The sequence below is a fragment of the Paenibacillus sp. FSL R7-0302 genome (assembly GCF_038006885.1).
Lineage (GTDB): Bacteria > Bacillota > Bacilli > Paenibacillales > Paenibacillaceae > Paenibacillus_AQ.
In genome coordinates this window covers 5,905,071-5,928,091 of the sequence record NZ_JBBOWB010000001.1, presented here as the reverse complement: position 1 = coordinate 5,928,091, position 23,021 = coordinate 5,905,071, and the positions used below count along the sequence as shown (strand labels likewise).

General features: G+C 54.0%; 21 protein-coding genes. 19 read left to right on the top strand and 2 right to left on the bottom strand.

Annotated elements, in window-relative coordinates:
* Positions 1-248 precede the first annotated feature (248 nt).
* The 7 genes from purH (at position 249) to ilvA (ending at position 10,084) form a co-directional block, all read left to right on the top strand.
* The gene (gene purH, locus MKY96_RS25530) at positions 249-1,796 is read left to right on the top strand and encodes a bifunctional phosphoribosylaminoimidazolecarboxamide formyltransferase/IMP cyclohydrolase (protein WP_340944364.1); all 1,548 of its coding nucleotides are present in this window, start codon (positions 249-251) and stop codon (positions 1,794-1,796) included.
* Positions 1,797-1,819: 23 nt separating this feature from the next.
* Positions 1,820-3,085, top strand: coding sequence for a phosphoribosylamine--glycine ligase (purD, locus tag MKY96_RS25525; protein WP_340944363.1), 1,266 nt, complete (start codon positions 1,820-1,822; stop codon positions 3,083-3,085).
* Between the two features lie 211 nt (positions 3,086-3,296).
* Positions 3,297-4,619 carry an SEC-C metal-binding domain-containing protein gene (locus MKY96_RS25520; protein ID WP_340944362.1) on the top strand — a complete coding sequence of 441 codons (1,323 nt, stop codon included), beginning with the start codon at positions 3,297-3,299 and terminating at the stop codon, positions 4,617-4,619.
* Between the two features lie 229 nt (positions 4,620-4,848).
* Positions 4,849-5,691, top strand: a complete 843-nt coding sequence (locus tag MKY96_RS25515) for an NmrA family NAD(P)-binding protein (RefSeq protein ID WP_340944361.1) — start codon at positions 4,849-4,851, stop codon at positions 5,689-5,691.
* Entirely contained in the window at positions 5,692-6,228 is a 537-nt protein-coding gene (locus tag MKY96_RS25510; protein WP_340944780.1) for a PadR family transcriptional regulator, read from the top strand.
* Between the two features lie 310 nt (positions 6,229-6,538).
* Complete coding sequence (locus MKY96_RS25505) at positions 6,539-8,623, top strand: methyl-accepting chemotaxis protein (protein WP_340944360.1); 2,085 nt, start codon at positions 6,539-6,541, stop codon at positions 8,621-8,623.
* 198 nt (positions 8,624-8,821) lie between these two features.
* Positions 8,822-10,084 (top strand): threonine ammonia-lyase IlvA, encoded by a 1,263-nt coding sequence (gene ilvA / locus MKY96_RS25500; protein ID WP_076080190.1) that lies wholly within the window; start codon positions 8,822-8,824, stop codon positions 10,082-10,084.
* A 94-nt stretch (positions 10,085-10,178) separates the two neighbouring features.
* Here the strand turns inward: ilvA and MKY96_RS25495 are convergent, their stop codons facing one another.
* Complete coding sequence (locus MKY96_RS25495) at positions 10,179-11,117, bottom strand: hypothetical protein (RefSeq protein WP_340944358.1); 939 nt, start codon at positions 11,115-11,117, stop codon at positions 10,179-10,181.
* A gap of 41 nt (positions 11,118-11,158) precedes the next feature.
* Complete coding sequence (locus MKY96_RS25490; protein ID WP_340944356.1) at positions 11,159-11,821, bottom strand: DUF1129 family protein; 663 nt, start codon at positions 11,819-11,821, stop codon at positions 11,159-11,161.
* A gap of 185 nt (positions 11,822-12,006) precedes the next feature.
* Here MKY96_RS25490 and MKY96_RS25485 point away from each other — a divergent pair, with 185 nt between their 5' ends.
* The 12 genes from MKY96_RS25485 to MKY96_RS25430 all read left to right on the top strand — a co-directional run bounded on the left by MKY96_RS25485 (position 12,007) and on the right by MKY96_RS25430 (position 22,969).
* Complete coding sequence (locus MKY96_RS25485; protein WP_340944354.1) at positions 12,007-12,207, top strand: hypothetical protein; 201 nt, start codon at positions 12,007-12,009, stop codon at positions 12,205-12,207.
* 204 nt (positions 12,208-12,411) lie between these two features.
* The gene (locus MKY96_RS25480) at positions 12,412-13,242 is read left to right on the top strand and encodes an alpha/beta hydrolase family protein (RefSeq protein WP_036730916.1); all 831 of its coding nucleotides are present in this window, start codon (positions 12,412-12,414) and stop codon (positions 13,240-13,242) included.
* Positions 13,243-13,325: 83 nt separating this feature from the next.
* Positions 13,326-14,102: a DODA-type extradiol aromatic ring-opening family dioxygenase gene (locus tag MKY96_RS25475; RefSeq protein WP_036730914.1), complete on the top strand. Its 777-nt coding sequence runs from the start codon at positions 13,326-13,328 to the stop codon at positions 14,100-14,102.
* Between the two features lie 169 nt (positions 14,103-14,271).
* A complete protein-coding gene (locus tag MKY96_RS25470) occupies positions 14,272-15,387 on the top strand; it encodes a DUF3048 domain-containing protein (protein ID WP_340944352.1) in 1,116 nt (371 codons plus the stop codon).
* Positions 15,388-15,591: 204 nt separating this feature from the next.
* Positions 15,592-16,209, top strand: coding sequence for a DUF47 domain-containing protein (locus tag MKY96_RS25465; RefSeq protein WP_036730910.1), 618 nt, complete (start codon positions 15,592-15,594; stop codon positions 16,207-16,209).
* Between the two features lie 12 nt (positions 16,210-16,221).
* Positions 16,222-17,211, top strand: coding sequence for an inorganic phosphate transporter (locus MKY96_RS25460; RefSeq protein ID WP_340944350.1), 990 nt, complete (start codon positions 16,222-16,224; stop codon positions 17,209-17,211).
* A 330-nt stretch (positions 17,212-17,541) separates the two neighbouring features.
* Positions 17,542-18,270 (top strand): amino acid ABC transporter ATP-binding protein, encoded by a 729-nt coding sequence (locus MKY96_RS25455; protein WP_036693252.1) that lies wholly within the window; start codon positions 17,542-17,544, stop codon positions 18,268-18,270.
* Positions 18,271-18,302: 32 nt separating this feature from the next.
* Entirely contained in the window at positions 18,303-19,157 is an 855-nt protein-coding gene (locus MKY96_RS25450; RefSeq protein WP_340944348.1) for a glutamate ABC transporter substrate-binding protein, read from the top strand.
* A 185-nt stretch (positions 19,158-19,342) separates the two neighbouring features.
* On the top strand, positions 19,343-19,993 hold the full coding sequence (locus MKY96_RS25445; RefSeq protein WP_340944347.1) for an amino acid ABC transporter permease: 651 nt from the start codon (positions 19,343-19,345) through the stop codon (positions 19,991-19,993).
* A gap of 42 nt (positions 19,994-20,035) precedes the next feature.
* Entirely contained in the window at positions 20,036-20,686 is a 651-nt protein-coding gene (locus MKY96_RS25440; protein ID WP_340944346.1) for an amino acid ABC transporter permease, read from the top strand.
* Between the two features lie 87 nt (positions 20,687-20,773).
* Entirely contained in the window at positions 20,774-22,063 is a 1,290-nt protein-coding gene (locus MKY96_RS25435) for an ATP-binding protein (protein ID WP_340944345.1), read from the top strand.
* A 3-nt stretch (positions 22,064-22,066) separates the two neighbouring features.
* Positions 22,067-22,969 (top strand): response regulator, encoded by a 903-nt coding sequence (locus MKY96_RS25430; RefSeq protein WP_340944344.1) that lies wholly within the window; start codon positions 22,067-22,069, stop codon positions 22,967-22,969.
* Positions 22,970-23,021 lie beyond the last annotated feature (52 nt).

Here is a 23,021-nt window from a genome sequence, read left to right as displayed (position 1 = left end):
ACAGGATTGCTGCCGTAAGGACAAAAGCATATATAGCAGGACAGAAGCAACCAAAACAACTGATTACCTAAATTACCAGCTTATTTTACAGGATTCGCCGCTGCAATCATCCGCAGTTCATCCGGCAATCATCCATAGCTCCATAGGTACAAGGTAATTCTGATATGAAGCTTCAGAACAGCTGAACCCATAAACAATCGTACAACACCCCAATAATCTAGCGTGAATCCAGAGGAGGACTATTCAAAGTGAGTATCAAGAGAGCGCTGGTCAGCGTATCGGACAAACAGGGCATCGTGGATTTTTGCCGCGAGTTGTCTGCATTAGGCGTAGAAATTATCTCCACAGGCGGCACCAGCACACTACTCGCGAAGGAAGGCGTTCCGGTCATTGGCATCTCTGATGTTACCGGCTTCCCTGAGATCATGGATGGACGCGTCAAAACTCTGCACCCGGCCGTACACAGCGGCCTCCTGGCCGTTCGTGACAACGAAGAGCATACCCGTCAGATGAATGAGCTTGGCCTTGATTACATCGACCTCGTCGTGGTGAATCTGTATCCGTTCGCGGAGACGATTGCCAAGCCGGATGTGTCTTATGAAGAGGCTATCGAGAACATCGATATCGGCGGACCGACCATGCTGCGTTCTGCGGCGAAGAACCATGCGTTTGTCAGTGTGGTGGTCGACGCAGCCGACTATGCGAATGTGCTTGAAGAAGTACGCGCCGGTGGAGATACAACCCTTGCAACCCGCAAACGTCTTGCGGCCAAAGTCTTCCGCCATACGGCGGCTTACGACGCCCTGATTGCCGATTATCTGGCGAATGTCACCGGTGAACCGCTGCCGGAGCGCTATACGGTCACTTATGAGAAAATCCAGGATCTGCGCTACGGCGAGAACCCGCATCAGAAGGCTGCATTCTACCGCAAGCCGCTGGCGGCGCAGGATACCCTTACGGCTGCCGAGCAGCTGCACGGTAAAGAGCTGTCCTACAACAACATCAATGACGCGAACGCAGCGCTCCAGATTGTCAAAGAATTCGAAGAGCCAGCCGTTGTAGCCGTGAAGCATATGAATCCTTGCGGTGTGGGCGTGGGCACAAGCGTCTATGAAGCGTATCAAAAAGCGTACAATGCGGACCCTACCTCCATCTTCGGCGGCATTGTTGCTGCTAACCGGATTATTGATGCGGACACGGCTAATCTGCTGAAGGATATTTTCCTCGAAATCGTCTTGGCCCCAGGCTTCACGGATGAAGCGCTGGAGATCCTGACGAAGAAAAAGAATATCCGCCTGCTTAAGCTGGGCAACCTCAGCACTGCTGCATCCCGTAAAAGCAGCTTTGTGGTCACCTCCGTTGAAGGGGGAATGGTGGTGCAGGAGAGCGACGTACACTCCGTGAATCCTGAGGAATTGCAAGTGGTAACAGACCGTAAGCCTACCGAACAAGAGCTGAAGCAGCTGTTGTTCGGCTGGAAGGTCGTGAAGCATGTGAAGTCCAACGCCATCGTGCTGGCGGCTGACGATATGACAGTCGGTGTGGGTGCAGGACAGATGAACCGTGTCGGTGCGGCCAAGATTGCCATTGAACAAGCAGGCGAGAAAGCGAAGGGTGCTGTGCTGGCATCAGATGCCTTCTTCCCGATGGGCGATACCCTGGAAATGGCTGCGAAGGCGGGCATTACGGCAGTGATTCAGCCGGGAGGCTCGATCAAGGACGAGGAATCGATTAAGGTTGCCAATGAATACGGCATTGCCATGGTCTTCACCGGCGTTCGCCATTTCAAACACTAGCACGCTGGGAGGATCAGAGCCTTATGGATATTTTAGTAGTCGGCGGCGGCGGACGCGAGCATGCGATCATCTGGAGCTTGTCCCGCAGTCCCCGTGCCGGTAAAATCTACTGCGCGCCCGGCAATGCCGGGATTGCGCAGCTTGCGGAATGTGTACCGATCGGCGTTTTCGAGTTCGATAAGCTGACCGCTTTTGCCAAGGAGAAGAAGGTGGGCCTGGTGGTCATCGGACCGGATGATCCGCTCGCTGCAGGCATTGTGGATGCCTTCGAAGCCCAGGATATCCCTGTATTCGGCCCGCGGAAGAATGCCGCAGAGATTGAGGGCAGCAAGACCTTCATGAAGGATCTGCTGCATAAATACAGCATTCCGACAGCCGCTTATGAGAAATTCAGCGATTATGAGACAGCCTTGTCTTATCTGCGGAGTCAAGAACTGCCGATTGTCATCAAGGCGGACGGACTGGCCGCAGGCAAAGGGGTAACCGTTGCTTATTCCCGTGAAGAAGCGGAGCAGGCGCTGCAGGATATCATGGTTTCCAAGGTGTTCGGTGAAGCCGGTGCTCAGGTTGTGATTGAGGAGTTCCTTGCCGGGCAGGAAATGTCGATTCTGGCGTTCGTGGATGGCGAAACGGTGCGGCCGATGGCTGCGGCCCAGGACCATAAGCCTGTATTCGACGGCGATAAAGGACCTAATACGGGAGGCATGGGGACGTATTCCCCGCTGCCGCATATCGATGAAGCGATCATCCGTGAAGCGGTCGAGACGATTATTGAGCCGACAGCCAGAGCGATGGTGGCTGAGGGCCGTCCCTTCAGCGGAGTGCTGTTCGCAGGACTGATGATCTCGCCGGACGGCAGACCGAAGACCATTGAGTTCAATGCCCGCTTCGGGGACCCGGAGACACAGGTGGTTCTTCCCCGTCTGCGAAGCGATCTGCTGGAGATTTTCCTGGCTGTGACCGAAGGCAGACTCGCCGATATTCCGATCGAGTGGAGCATTGAGGCGGCAGTCTGCGTGGTGCTGGCTTCGGAGGGATATCCCGGGCCTTACCCGAAGGGGGTGCCGATCAGCGGGCTGGAAGACAGCGGCTCGGCGCTCGTCTTCCATGCAGGTACCGCACGCAGCGAAGACGGAGGCTGGGTGACCGCCGGCGGCCGTGTGCTTGGGGTGGTAGGCCTAGGGGCAACCATTGCGGAAGCACGTACATCGGCCTATGCCAGTGCGGAGAGTATCACGTTTGCGGGTAAACAGAACCGCAGTGATATCGCAATGAAGGCACTGGTCTGAGGAGAAAGTCCCAAAAAAAGGACTGACAAGTTGTAGGAGAAGTGCTATAATACAACTCGTACGGGGGAAAATGTGCGGATATATACAGATAAAGGGTCTTTCCTTTCTAAGGAAAGGCCTTTTTTAACAATTCCATAACGAATGCTATAATAGTACAATAACAGCGATGCTTATGCGGATGTACAGTTACTGATTTAAGGGGGAATTCGTTTTGAGTAAGGTAGGAAGAAATGACTTATGCCCGTGTGGAAGCGGGAACAAATATAAGAAATGCTGCATGGAAAAAGACCGGTTGGCAGCCCAGTCGATGCTGCGGCTGGTTACAGCAGGGGATGCAGCGGCGCAAGCACCTGTAACCATACCCGGCGTAATCGTGCACGAGGAGCAGCCGGCTACGGTAAGTGCCGCCTCTGCTACGGGCAAGCTTACGCTGCCCAAGCTGAAGAAGATGGTGGCGAAGGAGCTGAACTGGGAGCATCCCGCCCATGAGCAGCTGGCGCTGGAGCTGATCGAGCACATGAGAGAACAGTATGACCGGGAGCTGATCCTGGAAGCACTGCTGCTGTGGAACGGCTTCTCCCGCCAGACCAAGCCGGCCGTGAAGAAGACCGGCTCCTTCTGTGCGGCGATCGAATACCTGCTGTCTGAGGAGTACGGCTTCATGCTGTCGCAGGCGGAGCTGGCGGACAAATACGCGGTTACCACGGCCACGATCTCCCGCAAGGTTAAAGAAATATATAACTATGTCGAGGAATACGGCATGACCGGGGAAGCGGACGATTTGATGGCGCTGAACGGAGCGGGAACTTCGCAGGAGAAGGCACAGACCCTTCTGGCCCAAGCCATGGAGGCAACCTCTGCGAAGCGCCGGGTGCAGCTGGCGGAGAAGGCGCTGGAGCTCTATCCTGACAGCCCGGAAGCCTACCTTATTCTGGCCGAGGAGACGGAGAATGAGGAGGACGCCCGTGAGCTGCTGAAGGCGGGAATCGCCGCAGGCAGACGGGAGCTGGGCGAGTCTTATTTTACGAAGCATAAAGGGTTCTTCTGGGGGCTCTATGAGACCCGCCCTTATATCCGTATCTGCCAGAGCTACGCGGAATCCTGCTGGTTCGGCGGTAAGGCGGAGGAAGCAACAGAGATGTTGGAGCATATTCTGGAGCTGAATGAGGATGATAATACCGGTGCCCGCTATCTGCTGACTGCTGTATACCTGTATAGCAACCAGCTTGAAGAGGCTGAGCGGATCATTAAGAAATACGGTGAAGAGGATGCGGCGGCGGCTTTTGCCTATGACCGGATTGTACTGGAGTTCAAGAAGAACGGTATTACCTCGCAGCTCAAAATGCTCTACCGCATAGCCCGCGGAGTGAACGAGCATGTGCCGGATTACCTGCTGGGCATGAAGCGGCTCCCGCATAATCTTCCGGATTTTGTCGGCATGGGTGATCCCAATGAAGCGATTGAATATGTAATTATGCACTCGCGCTTGTGGGCGAGCTTGCCGGAGCTGCTTAAGTGGATGCTGAAGCAATAGAAATCATATAGGATAGCAGAGCACAGTCCTCCGGGGCTGTGTTTTTTTATGGAGATTAGGAGTGACCTCGCTGATTTCACCGCACACCGGCCGTGTATGCGAAAAACCGAACACATTCGGCGAGGCGGAGGTGTAAAGACCATATTACCCCTTGCCATCCTAGTCTAATTAGACTATATTATGTGATGTGGTCTAATTAGACTAAATTATCTGAAAAGAGGTCCTCCGAATGTTATTTATTACTGGAGCAACTGGAACCGTTGGAAGCCGGGTTGTACATTCCCTCAAGTCTAAGGCTGTCAATTTCAAAGCCCTCACCCGCACACCTGAGAAGCTGATGAGCGATCAGACCGGTCACATGACGATCGTTACCGGGGATATTAAGGATTGCAGTGCCTGGTCAGACAGCCTGCACGGCGTGGAGACCTTATTCCTGATTCTGCTGGATGATGCCGAAGAGATTCTGCAGGCTGCCAGGGCCAAGGGTGTGCGGAACATCGTGTTCTTATCCTCTGCCTCCATCAACCGCTCGGATGCCGCTTACAACGAGAACGCTATGAAACATAAGAAGGTTGAGGAGCAGATTCAGGCGTATGGCTTTCAGTATGTGTTTATCCGGGCCGAGGCCTTCATGCATAATACCATTTACTGGAGGGACCTTTTTAGATACAATAAGGGGACGATCCGGTTACCGGCCTTGGAGGCTAAGCTGGCGAGCGTACATGAAGAAGATATTGCCGGGGTTATCAGTGTGGTTGTAACGGATTTTGACAGATTCTCCGGGCAGGTCTTGACGCTCACAGGAGCCAATATTCTTAGCCAGCGAAATATCCTGACCGAAATCTCTAAGCAGTTGGGACAATACATTTCACTGGAAGAGCAGACCATCGATGACTTCCGTTCTTATATGAGCAAGTACATCGCTGAAGAATACATTACCCTTAGAGTACAGGACTGGGAGTATACCCTGAAGCATAAGCTCGCCGTGACGGACACGGTGCTGACGATTCTTGGCCGGGAGCCCTATACGTTCCGAGAATGGATTGCGGAGCATCTCGGTGATTTTCAATAAATACAGAAAGAGGAATTCGCTATTATACCCTTACTTATACTGGGTCTGCTTAAGGATTGCGGACAATCCAGCGCTTATGAATTGCTCAGTGTCTTCAAGGAGCGGGATTACAAGTATCTTGTTCATATGACGAAGGGATCGCTGTACTATAACCTCCAGAAGTTAGCGGGGGAAGGCTTGGTCCGGCTGGTGGAGGTCGTCAGCGTGAACAATTATCCCGAGCAATACATCTATGAGATTACACCGCAGGGCGACGAGCATTTCAAAGCGCTGATGGCCAAGTACTCGCTGCAGACAGACGATATTACGTTAACCTTTTATATGACGACGCTGTTCGCCCACCAATATGATCCTGAGCAATTTAAGGCGGCTGTTGCTGTGCAGATGGAGCAGACACGGCGCAAAATTGCTGAAATTGACCATGCGCTGGATGCCAAGCAAGATAAGATCTACGATATGGCAAAATCGATGATGAATAATGTCAGAGCGCATCATGAATTGAACCTGAAATGGTTTCAGGAGCTGCTGGAACAGTAGTGCGGCAGATTGCTGGATAAGATGAATTGGAAAATTGGTGTAGAGATCCTACTCCCTTTTGTTTGCTGAATACAGCAGATACAAGGGAGTATTTTTTTGTGGAAATAACCTGACATGAACAAGCGGTGATAGGGGTAAATAAGAGGTTTAACTCGATAATTATGATAAAATACCTGACATGGACACACTTATTTCACAGCCTATGGGAAAACGGTACAGGGATAAAGGGTTTTTTTGCAGAAATAAGTCGAAAAGACAGAGAAGATTCGGGACAGCCCCGGGTCTTTATACATGGAAGGTGGGAGGGTCTATGGCACTGGGAAAGAGTAAGAGGGTCAAGGAGAGGGGGCTTATCGGCTCACTCCGTAATATGGGGATTCGCGGCAAGCTGTTTTTGTCAGTGATTCTGTCTGTGGTGGTTATTTTCGCGACTGTGTCTGTAGTGATCTACAGCAATGCCAAGCAGCTTCTCGTGGACGGGCTGAAGAGCTCGCTGACGTATGAGAAAGGGGCGATCGGGGTGCAGGTCAATGACCTCCTGCAGCCTGCTGTGGACAGTGTGGCGCTTCTCAATGCCAACGCCTACCTCCGCGATTTCATTCTAAGGGTGAAGGATGCACAGACGCTGGAGACTACGGACGGGTACACGGAACTGATCGAGACGCTGAACCTGATCAAGAACAACAATAAGAATTTGCTCAATGTATACATAGGTCTGGATGCGGTGAACAAGGTGATTACCCAGGATGAATTCGAGCCTCCGGCAGACTACGTGCTGAAGGAGCGAAGCTGGTATTCCGCTGCGGCTGCGAACAAGCGTGTAACGATTACCAATCCTTATATTGATGCCGGGTCAGGCAAAATGGTCGTCAGTGTCAGCACACCGCTGCTTGATGATTCCGGCAGGCTGATCGGCGTGGCGAGTGCAGATATTTCGATTGAGCAGATTACAGCTGCGCTGGGCGCTTTTCATTATAAAGGCAGCGGCTATGCCGTGCTGATTGATGAGACGGGGACCTTCATCTATCATCCCAATCCGGATCATATTCTGCTGAAGAAGATGGCTGATCTGGGCGGATCGTGGAAGACGGTCGGCGATAAAATGCTGCAGTGGGGCTCAAATGTCATCCGGGCGGACATAGACGGCGAGCCCAGCTATGTATCCTATTCACCGGCTGTGGCTAACCAGTGGTCAGTCGCGCTGATCGTACCGCAGAAGCATGCGGAGCTGGAGCTGAAGCGCTTCGAGCTGATTTTCTTCCTCTCGATTATTGCTTCAATCGCAGTGCTGTCTGTTCTGCTGTATCTGGTCTCGGGCAGTATTCTGAAGCAGATTCCGCTCCTCACGGCTGCGTTCGGGCAGGCGAAGGCGGGGGACCTGTCGGTAAGGGCAAGGGTAACTGCGGGAGGAGAGATCGGGGTGCTGGCTGAGGGCTTCAACGATATGATCGCCTCGCAGCAGTCGCTGATTCAGGAGATCATGCATAGCTCGCAGAGTATCTCGGGCGCGGTTGGGAATACAGAGCAGAACGTATTCGTGCTGGACGGCAGCATCACTGATATCTCGGGGGTTACGGAGGAGCTGTCCGCAGGCTTGCAGCAGACTGCCGCCTCCATGGAGGAGATGAATGCCAGCACGACCCAGATCGAGGCGGCAATCAACGGGATTGCCCGCAAAGCCCAGGAGGGGGCGGAAGCCGCCGGAGAAATTAACCTGCGGGCGGAGCGGCTGAAGGAGAGAGCCTGGGAATCCCGCACACAGGCGGATACCGTCTACGGGCTTAGCGAAGAGAAGCTGCGCACGGCCATTGAACAGTCGGGATCGATCTCGCAGATCAGTACGCTTACGGGCGCTATTCTGGAGATCGCCGCCCAGACCAACCTGTTATCGCTGAATGCTTCCATTGAGGCGGCACGGGCCGGGGAAGCGGGCCGGGGGTTCGCTGTAGTGGCAGAGGAGATCCGTAAGCTGGCGGACAACTCGCGTGAGACGGTGACTGAGATCCAGGGAGTGACGGGAGCGGTAATTGAGGCGGTGTCCAATCTGGTGGAGGCTGCGGAGAGTATGCTTGGCTTCATGGACAGCCAGGTGAAGATGGACTACGATGCCATGCAGGAGACCGGAGAGCGGTACAGTGAGGATGCCCGGTATATCGAGGAGCTGGTGACGGACTTCAGCGCCACCTCGGAAGAGCTGCTGGCTTCCATCCAGAGCATGCTTACTGCGATCAGCGAGACAGGCAGTGCGACGAATGAGGGAGCGGAAGGAGCGGGAGTCATTGCTGCCGGAGCAGAGCAGATCATCGGACGGTCCGGCAGCATCGTGGCCGAGATGGAGGAGATCAAGCTTAGCTCGGCGCAGCTGCTGAGTGCGGTGTCGAGGTTTAAGGTATAGAGGGCTGTGTTGAGCGGGCGGTCCGGCAGGTAGATGCCGGACCGCCCGCTTGCTTATAGGCCGGGGAGCTGCAGGTTACAATTCCACTCTCAGTGGATGTTATGGTGTGTGGGGAGGACAAGGGTTGAAAAAAAGTCCTTGGAAGAGTATGTTACAAGAAGCGAAACGATAAGAAAGAGACAGTGAGGCGGGGAAAACATGAGAGAAGGCGAAAACCGGATCGTAGGAATGGAAGATATTGTACGCGCGCACCATGTGCTGCGGGAGGTTATCGTCCGTACGCCGCTCCAGCTGGATGCGGTATTGTCGGCCAAATACGGCTGTAATGTGTACTTGAAACGTGAGGATCTGCAGATTGTACGCTCCTTCAAAATCCGGGGAGCCTATAATATGATCCGCAGTCTGTCTGATGAAGACAGAGCCAAGGGCATCGTCTGCGCCAGCGCGGGAAATCATGCCCAGGGCGTGGCTTATTCCTGCAAGGCACTAGGCATCAAAGGCAAGATATTCATGCCGAGCACTACTCCTAATCAGAAGATTAAGCAGGTCCGGCGCTTCGGCGGCGAATTCGTTGAGGTGATTCTGAAGGGGGATACCTTCGATGATGCTTACGATGAAGCGCTGCAGGCTTGCATTGACCATAGCATGACGCTGATTCACCCGTTCGATGAGCCGCGTATTATTGCCGGCAACGGAACCATTGCCATGGAGGTGATGGAGAATCTGGACAAGCCAGCGGACTTCGTGTTCGTCACCATCGGCGGCGGCGGGCTGGCAGCCGGTGTAGCCACCTATATCAAGACGGTGAGTCCGGCAACCAAGGTTATTGGTGTGGAGCCTAGCGGCGCGGCTTCGATGAGTGAGGCCATGCAGAGCGGTGAGGTAATCACCCTGAAGGAGATCAACAAATTCGTGGACGGCGCGGCGGTGAAGCGTGTCGGCGGCCTGACCTTCGATATCTGCTCGAAGCTGCTGGATGATGTGGTGAAGGTGCCGGAGGGCAAGGCGTGTACCACCATTCTGGAGCTGTATAATGAGAATGCGATTGTGGTGGAGCCTGCCGGTTCCCTCCCCATTGCTGCACTGGACATGTACCGTGATCAGATCCGGGGCAAAAGCGTGGTCTGCATCGTCAGCGGCGGCAACAACGATATTGACCGGATGCAGGAGATCAAGGAGCGTTCCCTGATCTATGAGGGCCTTAAGCATTACTTCATGGTCAACTTCCCGCAGCGCGCGGGAGCCCTGCGCGAGTTCCTGACCGAGGTGGTTGGACCGGACGATGATATCACCCGGTTCGAGTACACGAAGAAGAATGAGAAGGAGAACGGCCCGGCCCTGGTCGGCATTGAACTGATGTCTACCGATGCCTACGCCCCGCTGATTGAGCGGATGAAGCAGAAGGGCGTCGATTACGTGGAGATTAACAAGGATGTTAATCTGTTCAGTATGCTGATCTGAGGTGCGGCGGGTAGCTGCATATAGACAAAGTAAGCCCCGCCCAGCAAAGTCTGGACGGGGCTGTTTCACGTTGTATGGGATTTAATTGAACCGCCTACAGCTGGGGCACCTCAGTCTTCAGATACTGCTCCGCTGCGTCGTCCAGCAGGTAGCCGTTACTCTTCATCAGCTTCATGAAGCCCTCAAGCTTCTGCAGGAAGGCACTAGAGCTGCTGTTCTTGGCCAAGATGCTGGTGTAGGCCTTCTGCGCCTCCAGATCCATCTCCAGATTATCGTAATGGAAGAGCGGGGTGTTGTTCTGGCCGTAGAAGGTGTTCACAGCATACTGGTTATACAGCTTCTTGACGGCCTGTACCCGGTTAGATCTGGGATAGGTCTGGATGAATTGCTCCTGGGTCAGCGCACGGTCGGCTACCTCACCCCAAGCAATGATCAGCCCGTTATCCTTGGAAGGAGGCAGATCTGATTCAGCTGCCATAATGGAAATATAGCTGCTGATATCCTCCGTTACATAAGGCTTATATTTGCGGTAAGCCGCATAATCAATCACCGGGTAAAAGCTGCCCTCGGCGGTATCCAGCTTGTATCCGCTCTCTCCCGCACTTTGCAGCAGGGCGCGCAAGGAAGCGTTATCCGTACTCTCAGCCAGCTTCTCCATGCTGACTCCCCCTCTGTAGACGGTGAGGAGCTTCCGCTGGACCTCGCTGCTGCTGAATTTCTTCTCCCAGGAGGGCAGCAGCGCCTTATGCAGGTTCTCCAGCTTCAGCGTCAGTACAGTCGCCTGATAAGGAGTGACTGCATACAGCTTTGTCTTCATATAGGCAATGGCACCCGGCAGGTTACCGCTGGACAGCAGCGGCAGCGCGGCTTTATAGACCGCTTCTGCATGGCTGGCAGTCTTAGCGCTTGCAGCTGCACCGGAAGTGCCTGTCCGGCTGCTTCCGCTGCCTTCGGCACCGGCCGGGACGGCTGCGCCTGCCTGAAGCCCTATGAGCAGGGCGATTGCGGCGGATATAACGGCATGCTTGTTCATTCGAGTCTCCTCCTGTGTGGAATGGATGTGGGATACAGTCTCTAAGATGGGAAGAATATGAATTTCAGCCCCAGTCCTCCAGCAGCGGCCAGCGCCAGACTGACCCAGGGCGAGACCGGAATCACCGGGAACAGATTATCGAGGAATATGCCGGCGAATACCGCAATCACAGCAATTCCGATGTAGATGCCCAGGGCTTTAATGTCGAAGGTCTTGGGCTTCGGACTGTCATCCTCGGACAGGGAGGCCATCCATTTCATAATAAGCTCAACCAGCAGGATGGAGCCTGCGCCGACAACGACCAGCGTGAATAGACTGAGCTGGCCGAAGAGTTCGTGCGGGCCGCCGCTCCACTGTGTGATCAGACCGGCAATGCCCATCGTCCCGAACAGCAGGGTCAGGGCGGACCAGGAGATCATCAGGGAGTTATTCAGCCGGCTGCGCGGTGTGCGCGGCGGGGCGCTGTCCATCACGTCCTTGAAATAATCACCGGGCTTCCCGCCAAAAATCTGCTTGGCATTCTTGCCCTTGGCTTGTCCCTTCAGCAGCAGCTCAGCCGCCTCCAGCAGCAGCTCCTCTGCACGTACAGCATCTACTGAACTGGCGCGCATCGCCAGAATCATATCTTCGAAATAAGAACGGTTAGACGGCGTCATCTGCTCCCGCAGCAGGTTGTTCTGCTTCATCATAGCTTTGACTTTCATAGTGTGGACCTATACCTCCAGCATTGAGTGATCAGGATACCTTCAACCTAGAGTATACGTTTGTGCACCAGCCGTGTGCAAGGACAACGTTCGTTCACGAAGGTCTGAATAATCCTTTTGGAAGAGTAAACACTGAAGAGGTGGTGGCTTCACCAACTATAGCTAGAGGGAAGGCAGGGAGCGTTATGGAACAGGACAACAAGCAGGAACCGGGCAAGGCTGTGAACGACGGCACCGCGCCTGTACCGACTAATGAGGTGGGGGACTGGGGCAATTCTGACGGCTTCAGCCTGTGGGATGCTGCGGGGCAGGGCCAGGAGAACGGGCTCGAGGATTGGGAAGGCCGGCAGGAGACGCATGATATGTTTCACGACAGCTATGACTGAGTGATGCCTAAGCGGGTATGGGCCTCTTTTGCTCCTGCGGGAGTGGAAGGGGCCTTTTCTCCGGTAGGGCTGACGTAAGCTGCGGGCTTCATGCGTATTGACAACAAATTAGCACAGATATTATAATAGAGACATTAATCATACTAATTTAATCGGAATTATCATATTTTAAAATAAATCAGCCATTCAGGGGAGGACGCCGCAATGGAACGGAATATCATCATCCGGCATAACGGAGAGGAACTGACAGCGAGCATACATTATCCGGCTGCAGACCGGGCAGGGACAGGACGGTGCAAGAACCGGGTGCCGCTTGCAGTGATCTGCCATGGCTTCGTGGGCAGCCGGATCGGTGTCGACCGGATCTTCGTCAAGGCAGCCCGTGAGCTGGCGCAGGATGGCTATATGGTAATCCGCTTCGATTATGCGGGCTGCGGGGAGAGCAGCGGTGATTACGGCAGCGAAGATATGGAATCGATGATCGGGCAGACCCGGGCGGTGCTGGATTACGGCATCAGCTCGGCCGATGTGGACCCGCAGCGTGTAACGCTGATCGGCCATAGTCTGGGCGGCGCGGTGGCGCTGCTGACCGGTGTACGTGACCGGCGGGTGAAGAACCTTGTACTGTGGTCAGCTGTCGGTTATCCCTTCAATGATATCGTCAAGATTGTTGGCAGAGATGCCTTCGACCGGTCGGTGAAGAGCGGTTCAGCAGATTACGCCGGCTATTCGTTCACGCCGGTATACTTCAATTCCCTGGCTGCCTTCCAGCCGTTCCAGGAAGCCGGGAAGTTCAGCGGCGATGTGCTGGTCATCCACGGAACCTCCGATGATGTGATTCCTGTGGACTATGCGTTTCTCTACCAGAAGCTGTTCTGGACCCGGCCGGAAGGACGGTGCGACAAGGAGATTATTTTCCAGGGCGATCATACCTTCTCTTCGGGTCCGGCGCAGGAGCAGGTGCTGAAGCGTACCCGGGATTGGATGAACCAGCAGGAGCATCTGCAGGAGGAATGGCAGAACTGGATGATATAGGAGCGGTAACGGCACTCGCAATGGCTGGGAATTAGCTGTAAAATAAAGGGGAAGACCATACCGGAAATGGAGGCTCTTACCCTATGAAATTACCGGCCTTTTTCATTGCGCACGGCTCCCCGCTGCTGGTACTTGAGGATAACGACTACACGCGTTTCCTGCAGCGGCTGGGTTCGGATCTGGGGAAGCCCCGCGGCATTGTGATCTTCTCAGCTCATTGGGACAGTCCCGAGCAGCTGATCACAGTGGACGCACAGCATGAAACGCAGCATGATTTCTACGGGTTCCCGGAAGAGATGTATCAGCTGAGTTATCCTGCTCCAGGTGATCCCGCACTCAGCCGCCGTATTTCGGAACTGTTCAAGGATAGTAATCTGCCCCATCAGCCCGTGCTGGGCCGTGGGCTGGATCATGGTGCCTGGGTCATCCTGCGCACCATGTTCCCGCAGGCGGATATTCCGGTCGTGGCCTTATCCGTGGATTCGCTCCGCTCGCCTGAGGAGCAGTACAACATCGGACGGATGCTTGCTCCGCTGCGTGAGGAAGGTGTCCTCCTGATCGGCAGCGGCGGTCTGGTGCATAACCTCAGGCTGCTGAAGCAGAAGGATCAGCCGGAGCAATGGGCGCTTGACTTCGACGGGTGGATTGCAGAGCGGCTTGCGGCCTGGGATCTTCCCTCCCTATATGCGTATGAGAAGCAAGCTCCGCATGTGAGGGAGGCCGTACCAACTTACGGCAAGGAACATTTCATCCCGCTCTTCTACGTAATGGGTGCAGCCGATGAAGGCAGAGCGGCACAGTTAATGATTCAGGCCTATCAATACGGTACGCTCAGCCTGAACTGCTGGATGTTTGATTAATATAGGAATGAATAGAGGGTACAGCTGCTATAAGGGCTGTACTCTTTTTGTGCTGCCGTTTCCACTTGACTCAAGACAAACTCTGCCAGCTATGATTAAATAAAGGAAGCGAGTTTCATAGAAGAGAATCGAGAGAAGCAAGCTGTAACTTACGATTAGGAGGAACAACGTGTCTATATCGGTGAACCGTTATGTATCCCGTCCTGTATCTGCTCTGGTCCTTGCCGCCGTGCTGCTCTCTGCCTGCAGTAACGAGCAGGCCAGCCCTGTGCCCGTACCTACGTCTGCACCAACAGCAGCGCCTACCCTGGAGCCACAGCCGACAGAAGCGGTACAGTCCCCCTCTCCTGAGCCTGCCGCCGGAGCAGTCTCCGGCTTAACAGGCCTGCCGGTTGAGGAGGAGAGCCTGCCCCGGCCGCTCGCGGTCATGATCAATAATGCCCCGGCGGCCCGCCCGCAGTCCGGGATCAGCGAGGCAGATATTCTGTACGAGGTGCTGGCCGAAGGCGGAATTACCCGGCTGATCGGTATCTTTCAGAGTCATGCCGGGGTGGTGAAGATCGGGCCGATCCGCAGTATCCGCCCTTACCTGCTGGATATCGGCGAGAGCTACGGCGGCATAACGGTGCATGCCGGAGGCAGTCCGGATGCTTATGCCATTCTGCAACGGCAGAAGAAGGCGGATATGGACGAAATCGGCCGCGCGGGGGCCTACTTCTGGCGGGACAAGGAACGCAAGGCCCCGCATAACCTGTACAGCAATGCCGCCAAGCTGCGGGAGGGGGCAGTGAAGCTGGGTTATGCGGAGAGCGTGAAGGTTCCTGGTTTTCTTTTCAATGATCCGGATTATATTCCTGTGGAGGGCACCCCGGCGCTTGCGCTGGGTGTGAACTTCCTGCTGAAGAGCTACAATGTCGGGTACCATTATAACGCAGAGCAGCGCACATACGCCCGCTGGGTGAACGGCAAGCCGCATCTCGATCTGAATAATAACCGTCCGGTGGAAGCGGCAAACATCATCGTGATGGGTTCGGATCATAAGGTGCTGGACGATGTCGGCCGGCTGCAGGTGGATACGGAGCTGGGGGGAGAAGCAGTGCTGTTACAGCGCGGCGTGGCGATGAACGGCAAGTGGTCGCGCAGCCCCGGAGACGTCATCCGGTTCGTGAAGAAGGACGGCAAGGAGGCGCTGATGTTCCCGGGGATTACCCATATTCTGATCGTTCCGAACAGCCCCTCGTTCAGCAGTCATATCGAATATGCGCTGGCGCCTGCGTCCCGCTAATTCCGGCTGGAGATTGAATGTTCGGATGATTATTTTCGTAAGTTGCAGGGAATTGTTATTATAGTGTGAAAAAGTTCGGTTTTTTGTCTTCTATCCCTTCTGTCGATATGATAAGATAACAAGGGTTGTCATTCATTTTCATGCATTTACATTTGGATGGCTGCATTTTTTTACGGCAATTTCATGTAAAGGGGTATAAAGCTAATGAGGCTCAGAAAAAAGGATATATTCTTTGAGACGCTGGAAAACATGGCTGACACCATTGTTCAGGCGGCGGATTATTTCGCTCAGAATATCTCGACTCTCCAGGGCAATGTGGAGAACTTCGCCGGGGAGATGAAGAAATACGAATCCCAGTGCGATACCTACACACACACTGTCATCAAGGAATTGAACAAGACGTTCATTACGCCGCTGGAACGGGACGACATCATGGATCTGATTACAAGCATGGACGATGTCATTGATGGGCTGGAGGCTTCTGCCTCGCGTTTCTATATGTATAACCTGCTGGATGCGGATGAGTATATTGTCCAGTTCGCAGAGATTCTCCGCCAGAGTGCATACGAGATCCAGAAGGCGGTTCATTTGCTCTCCCAGAAGAAGCTGCTGGCGATCCGCGAATACACCATCCGTCTGAATGATCTGGAGAACCAGGGCGACGAAGTCCTGCGTATCTGCACCAAGGCCCTGTTCGAGACTGTGAAGGACCCGATTGAGCTGATTAAGCGCAAAGAATTGTACGAGCGGCTCGAGACAACCACAGACAAATGTGAAGACGTAGCCAACATGCTGGAATCGATCATCATGCGTAACTCATAAGGGGCCTCAAATATGGATACATCTATATATGTACTAGCTTTTGTTATCTTTCTTGCGCTGGCGTTCGACTTCATCAACGGCTTCCATGATACAGCCAATGCGATTGCTACCTCTGTCTCAACCCGTGCGCTGAAGCCGCGTACAGCCATCATGCTGGCCGCCTCGATGAACTTTATCGGCGCCTTGATGTTCACCGGAGTGGCGAAGAAGATCGGGGGCAGTATTACCGATCCCACCCTCCTGGACAACGGGATAGATATTGTCACAGCGACGCTCATTGCGGCGATTATCTGGAATCTCGTGACCTGGTGGCTGGGTATTCCTTCGTCCTCCTCCCATGCACTTATCGGTGCGTTAGCCGGTGCGGTCTATGTCGGGGCAGGGACAGAGCATATCAAATGGAACGGGTTCGTTGAGATCGTAGAGGGGCTGGTTTTCTCCCCGCTGATCGCTTTTGTAATCGGGTATATTGTGATGACGATTCTGAAGTGGATCTTCGCGAAGCGCAGTCCGCATACGGTCAATAAGGGCTTCCGTTCGATGCAGATTGTGACGGCTGCACTGCAATCCTTCACCCATGGTACGAATGACGCGCAGAAGGCGATGGGGATCATTACCTTTGCCCTCGTCACCTCGGGACGGCTCGATACGATGGAGGTTCCGCTCTGGGTTAAGATTGCAGCAGCTACATCGATGGCACTCGGAACGTCGATCGGCGGCTGGAAGATTATTAAGACGATGGGCACGAAGATTTTCAAAATTGAGCCGATCAACGGCTTCGCGGCGGATATTTCGGCGGCTTCGGTTATTTTCTCAGCCACGCTCCTGCATCTGCCGGTAAGTACAACCCATGCGATCACCTCATCGATTCTGGGTGTAGGTTCAGCCAAACGCTTCTCCGCAGTCAAATGGGGAGTGGCCGGACGGATCGTGGTTACCTGGTTCATTACGATTCCGATCAGCGCTGTGCTGGCGGGAGTGATCTTCAAGCTCTTCTTCTAGGGCTGGAACAGAATAGATTACCTGGACAAGATGTCGCAGAAGCCATGGATGGCTTTAGGACATCTTTTTTTGTGTTCAGCGGTAAGCCTCGGCCTAAGAGGGGTTCTTTATTTTTCAAGAGAGAAATGTCACAAAAAGTCACAACAAATCGATAAAAGATGTTAATAGCGTTAAAAGAAAATGAAATACATAACATAACTAAAAGAAAATAACATGATGGAATTAAATTTTACATAGTATTATGTAGGATTTGGTAGTCTCTGAAGTAAGGTTTGTTTTAAGTGTTACCATTGCTGACAAACACCCGAATAGACAAAGGAGGCCTAGCCATTGATCGACTTTCATCAGGTAGACAAACATTACGGACAATTTCATGTACTGAAGGGCATTGACCTGCATGTTCAGGAAGGGGAAGTCGTTGTTGTAGTCGGTCCTTCCGGCTCCGGCAAGAGTACGATGCTGCGCTGCATTAACCGTCTGGAGACGATCACGAGCGGCGGATTAACCGTGGACGGTATAACTGTAAACGAACGCAAGACAGATATCAATACCCTGCGCAAAGAGATCGGAATGGTCTTCCAGCATTTCAACCTGTACCCGCACAAAAAGGTGATTGATAACATCACCCTGGCCCCGGTGAAGGTGCTGGGCTTAAGCAAGGCGGAAGCGGAGAAGACCGCCATGTATTATCTGGAGAAGGTCGGCATTGCGGACAAGGCGGAGTCCTATCCTTCCCAGCTATCCGGCGGACAGCAGCAGCGGGTGGCGATTGCCCGGGGGCTGGCGATGAAGCCGAAGATAATGCTGTTCGATGAGCCGACCTCGGCACTGGACCCGGAGATGGTCGGGGAGGTGCTCGATGTCATGCGCGCCCTGGCCCGCGAGGGCATGACGATGGTCGTTGTGACCCATGAGATGGGCTTCGCCCGCGAGGTGGCGGACCGGGTCATCTTCATGGATCAGGGGCAGATCGTGGAAGAGGCGGAGCCGGAAGCCTTCTTCGCCAGCCCGAAGGAAGAGCGGACGCGTACTTTTCTCAGCCGTGTATTAAGCCACTAAACTAAATAATAGGAATCCGGGGAGGAAACGAAATGAAAATGTCCAAGAGCTTCAAGGTGTTAAGTGTGCTGATGATTGCGGCCATGCTGGTCATTGCCGGGTGCGGCAACAACAAGGGCAAGAACGACAATGCGGCAGGCGGCAACGCTGCCGGAGGAGCAGCCGCTGACTCTGCGGCCATTGCCAAGATCAAGGAGCGCGGCAAGCTGCTCGTCGGCGTGAAGTTCGACACCCGCCTGTTCGGTCTGAAGGACCCGGCCTCCGGCAACGTGGAAGGCTTCGACATCGATATCTCCAAGGCCATCGCCAAAAAAATTCTCGGTGACGAGAATGCTATTGAGCTGAAGGAGGTCACCTCCAAGACGCGTATTCCGATGCTGAATAACGGCGAGATCGATATGGTGGTGGCTACCATGACCATTACGGAGGACCGCAAGAAGGAAGTCGATTTCTCTGACGTCTATTTCCAGGCCGGCCAGTCCCTGCTGGTGAAGAAGGGCAGCGCGATTACAGGCCTTGAGAGCGTTACGAAGGATACGAAGATCCTCGGCTCCAAGGGGGCGACCTCGATCAAGAATATCAAAGAGAAGGTGCCGGGCGTAACCGTGCTTGAGTTCGACAACTACCAGGATGCCTTCAGCGCGCTCAAGGCGGGTCAGGGCGATGCGCTCACTACGGATGATGCGATTCTGTACGGAATGGCCTCACAGGACCCCGGGTTTGAGGTTGTTGGGAAGCCGTTCACCGATGAGCCTTACGGCATTGCGGTCCAGAAAGGCAACGCCGATGTAGTTAAGGCGATTAATGATACACTGGCTGAACTAAAGGCGAACGGGGAGTATGATGCCATCTACACGAAGTGGATTGGTAAAGCTCCTGCTAAATAAGTCTGTTCCAGGCAAGAGCTTGCTTCCTTCAAGGTAAGAACGAATAAATGGGCTGCACACGAATTTCCCGTAGAAACGGTACCGCCTTGTCCAAGGACGGCAACGCCGTTTCTACTTGTTTGTAGGAACGGCGGTCATACCGGGGAGGAACGAACTTATCCACAGGTAAAGGCAGGTGAACATTGATGGATTTCTCAATATTAACGAACTACTTCGGACTGTATATGGAAGGCTTCTACGGTACGCTGCTGTCCAGTGTACTGGCCCTGATCGGCAGCTTCCTGATCGGCACGGTCGTTGCCGTCTTCCGCATGACTTCAGTCAAGGGTCTGCGCTGGTTCGGTGCGGTGTATGTGGAGTTCATCCGCAACATCCCGCTGCTGCTGGTCGTGTATATTTTCTATTATGGGCCTTCCGCTCTGGGCTTCACACTGGACGGCTTCAAGGCAGGAACCATTGGACTCGCCGTATATACCTCGGCCTTCATCGCCGAAGCGATCCGTGCCGGAATTATGGCCGTGCCCAAGGGACAGATGGAGGCGGCACGTTCCTCCGGTCTCAGCTACATACAGACGATGCTGCATATCATTCTGCCGCAGGCGATCAAGCTGGTAATCCCGCCGCTCGGCAACCAGTTCATTAACCTGATTAAGAACTCCTCGGTACTGACTCTGGTGGCCGGTCTTGATCTGATGTACTTCGCCGACGGGATCTCTACAGAGACTTACCGTACCTTCGACACCTACATTTTCGTAGCGGTATTCTATCTGGTGCTTACGCTTCCGCTCAGCTACGGCGTGCGGATCTGGGAGCGCAGACTGCAGCGCAAATATTAAGAAGCATCATAAAAGGACATCTGAAGCTAAAGGAGGGCTATTATGGATTTCACAGGTGCATACTCTGCCGATAATTTGAAGTTTCTGCTGGACGGATTGTATGTGACGCTGATCGTTGCTTTTGTATCGATCTTCCTGAGCTTTATCATCGGCTGTATTATTGGCGTCATCCGCTACTCGGAGGTGCCGGTGCTGTCTCCGGTCATGTTCTACCTGGTGGAGCTGATCCGTAATCTGCCGCTGCTGCTGATCATCTTCTTCATCCGCTTCGCCTTGCCGGAGGTTGGGATCAAGCTCGGACTGATTACTGCGGCCATTGCAGCACTAACCATCTTCGAGGCGGCAATGATCGCCGAGATTGTCCGCGGCGGCTTAATGTCGATCGACAAGGGTCAGATTGAGGCGGCGCGCTCCTCCGGTCTCAGCAGTGTACAGACCTTATGGCATATCGTGCTTCCCCAGGGGCTGCGGCGGATGGTTCCGCCACTGGTCAGCCAGTTCATCTCCCTGCTGAAGGATACCTCGCTCGCTGTTGTGATTTCCCTGCCGGAGCTGATGCATAATGCCAACATTGTCATTGGCCACAGCTACAGCTATGCCATCCCTACGCTGGCGCTGGTTGCCCTGATTTATTTTGTCGTCAATTACCTGCTGTCGCTGCTGTCCAGAAGGCTTGAGCACAGAGCGGTATAACCTTAGCCGAATGAGGATTAAGCCATATTCAATCCAGTGCGGCTATGATACTATAGTTGTCAACCTCTCTAGGCAGGAGCAGTGGCGATGGGACAATCGATTCTGAGAATGAAGGCGGTACAGATTCTGCTGGTGGCTGCCGTTACTGCGGTAGCCGGAGAATTCAAGATCAACCCGTTTGACGGAGATATCTTCCGGATTGCCATGGGCAGCAGCGCTTTTCTCCTCTTCCTGCTGTTAATGAGGCAGCTGCCGTATATCCGCACAGGCTGTGCTGCCGGGGTGGTCGTGCTGCTGTTCCGCACTGCCATGGATATGGTGGAGGCGAGCGGACTGACGGTAGAGCAGAGTCTTAGGAGCCATTTCTCGGCAATGATCTATTATATGGTATTCGGAGCACTGATGCATGTCATCAAGAGCCGGATCGATACGTTTCATCCGCTGGTGCTGGGCGCGGTTGCCGCGCTGATCGATCTTCTGTCGAATGAGATGGAGCTGCTGACCCGGCTGATTGTGCTGGATTCGGCTACCTTCCGGCTGAACGAGTGGACGTATCTGATGGCGATTGCGGTCTTGCGTACCTATTTCACCACAGGGGTATACAGCAGTATCTCTGTCAGCCAGCTGCGTATCCGGGAGCGGGAGCAGCATGAGCGGACCCAGCAGATGCTCGGATTCGGCTCCGGCCTGTACGGGGAAGTATTCTATCTGAAGAAGTCCATAGGCACCCTGGAGCAGGTAACGCTGAACAGCTTCGAGCTGTACACCAAGCTGAAGGACGGGGAAGGCACGGGGCGTTACAGCCGGCAGGTGCTGGATATCACCCAGCAGCTCCATGAGGTGAAGAAGGATTCGCAGCGGATTCTGGCGGGGCTGGTGAAGCTGGTGGAGCGTGAGGTGAACGGGGACATGCCCCTATCAGGCATTCTGCGGTTCGCGGTTAAGAGCAATGCCAAATATGCGGAAATGCTGGGCAAAGATATTAAGTTCCATATTCACATCACCTCCGATTACACAACCGACAGCTACATTCCTCTATTGACCCTGCTTAACAATCTCACCGCCAATGCGGTGGAAGTCATCCAAGGAACAGGCAGCATCCATCTGAACGCTTATGAGCAGGACGGCATGACGATTCTGACAGTGACCGATAGCGGGACAGGCATCGGGAAGCGTGATCTCGATCTGCTGTTCGAGCCGGGCTTCACCACGAAATTCGATGAAGAGGGCATCGCTGCCACGGGGATCGGGCTCTCTCATGTTCGGGATATAGTGAATATGTTCGAGGGAAGCATTACGGTTCAGCCGGTATCGCATACCGGAGGGGCCATGTTCCAGATTACAGTGCCGAGCATTAAGCTGCGGAAGGAGGAATAGAGGATGCCGCTATCATTCTGTATTGTAGATGACGATGCGTCAGCGAGAAGAATGCTGCAGCATATTATTGAGGACAGCGGGCTTGGTGAGGTGACGGGTACCGCAGCGAGCGGACAGGAGGGGATCGCTCTGATCCTGAGCGAGACCCCGGACATTGTGCTGATGGATCTGCTGATGCCGGACCAGGACGGGATTGAGACCATCCTCTCTCTTCAGGCACAGGGCTGCCGTTCCAAATTCGTCATGATCTCGCAGATTGAGAACGGGGATATGGTCAGCCGCGCCTACAAGAGCGGAATTGAATTCTTCATCCGCAAGCCGATCAACAAGATTGAAGTCGAATCTGTTCTATATAAAGTGAATGAACGTTACGCCATGGGCCGTTATCTGGATGAGATCAAGCTGACGCTGGGCAAGTTGGAGGGCCTGCAGTTCGGACTGCCGCAGCTGCCGCCGGGCAAGCGTACCGTCAAGGAGATTGTCCAGCCGATTCTGATGAATATGGGCATGATCTCGGAGAACGGCAGCCGTGATATTATCACCATCATGGAGCTGGCGGTAGCGGAAGGGAAGAGCGGAAGTCTTCCGTCCCTGAAGGAGCTGTATGAGCTGACTGCTGCCAAGTACAGACCGGTGCCTGCGGAAGCAGCCAAAGAGGTCAAGGCTATTGAGCAGCGTCTGCGCCGCGCTTTGGCGGCCGGTCTGACAAGTCTCGCGTCCATCGGTCTGACGGATTACGGGAATCCGAAGTTCGAGCATTATGCGCCGCTGTATTTCGACTTCGAAGAGGTGCGACTGAAGATGAAGGAGATTGAACAGGGCCGGGATAGCGGCAAGGTGAAGGTGAATATTAAGAAATTCCTGCAGGTGCTGCATCTGGAGGTGCTGGAAGGCTTGGGCCGATAAGCTATATATTGGAAAATTAAACCAGGCCGTTCGCCGTAAATGACACAGTCAA